The 1232-nt window shown below is 41.3% G+C and carries 1 protein-coding gene and 1 pseudogene; both read right to left on the bottom strand.

Annotated features, from left to right (window positions below; all coding sequences use genetic code 11):
- Positions 1-225, bottom strand: a pseudogene (locus tag Q0338_RS01455) (uroporphyrinogen-III synthase); the annotation flags it as partial.
- A gap of 82 nt (positions 226-307) precedes the next feature.
- On the bottom strand, positions 308-1232 hold a 925-nt coding region (locus Q0338_RS01450), incomplete at its 5' end, for a hypothetical protein (protein WP_298085207.1).

Here is a 1232-nt window from a genome sequence, read left to right as displayed (position 1 = left end):
GCCAAACCCGCTAGCCGCTCGGCTAGTGCCTTCGCCGATGGAGTAAATTTGCAAATCTGCAGGCGAAATTTGATTAAATCTTAGTGCGTTTACGGAGTTTTTGGAGGTCAAAACCAGCGCGTCAAATTCGGCCAAATTTACGCTAAATTTATTAATTTTGATCTCGTTTAAAACCAGCGTCTTTACGCCTTCAAATTCCAAATTTGACCCGACTAGATAGATCATTTTCGCCCTTAAATTTATGATTTCGCGTCCAAATTTTACCGCAAATCCTCAAATTTTAAAAGCCGCAACCAAAACGCAAATTTTACTTAGCCGCATTGCGCTTACTTAGGTACTCTTTTGCCTTTTGTTTTAGCGCTTTATACAGCTTGCCGGCGTCCTCTGCGCCGTATTTTTTCACCAGTCCGTTGTGAAAATCGCCCAAATTTTTACTCTCGAACGCGATTTTTCTAATCTCTTGCTTTTTAACCTCGTCTATCTTGAACGATGGTTGCGATTTTACTGTATTTTCAGCTTTATTTTTTGCTTCGTTTTGCGCCGCTGGCGCTTGCTTTGGTTTTTGCGGCGCGCGCTTGTTTGATAAATTTTGCCCTTTTTCGTCCGCATTTAGATTTTCGCTAGAAACCTCGATACTCAAATTTTGCTCTACGTTTTTTGGGTGCACGGCAAGATCGAGCTTATCGCTCAAATTTGACTCATCTACTTCAACTTTCTCAATTGCTGCCGAACTGTTTTTTCTCTCCAAAGACTGCAGTTTTTCTGGCTCCAAATTTTGAACATTTTGCGAGCTATTTTCTAAATTTAGCTCTTTTACCGAAGTGCTTTGAGCACGTAAAGTCTCGCCGCTTAAATTTGACTCCATTTGCGATTTTTCTCGCTCATTAAATTTTTGCTCGCCGCTTTGCGTTACTGCCTGCGATTTTGCGATATTTGGGGCTGCGATACGCTTTACTTCGCCTTTTTGTGAGCTTTCTATTTGAGGTTTTTTGTAGATTTTCCTCGCGTCCTCTTTTAGCGCGTTATACACGCCGGCGCCGTTTTTGCTGCCAAATTTTGAGATAAATTTCATATGAAGCTCGCTGAGGCTGCCCGAGTTTCGTATCAAGATCGCGATTTCGTCTTGATTTTCTTCGATGAGCTGCGCCGTATGAGAGCGATTGAAGTCAAATTTGAGTTTATAAAATTTACCGCCGTTTTTATCTTGCTTATTAAAAAAATCTATCACGTCG

It is taken from the genome of uncultured Campylobacter sp., assembly GCF_938018145.1.
Taxonomy (GTDB): domain Bacteria; phylum Campylobacterota; class Campylobacteria; order Campylobacterales; family Campylobacteraceae; genus Campylobacter_A.
This window is presented reverse-complemented; position numbering and strand designations above follow the sequence as displayed.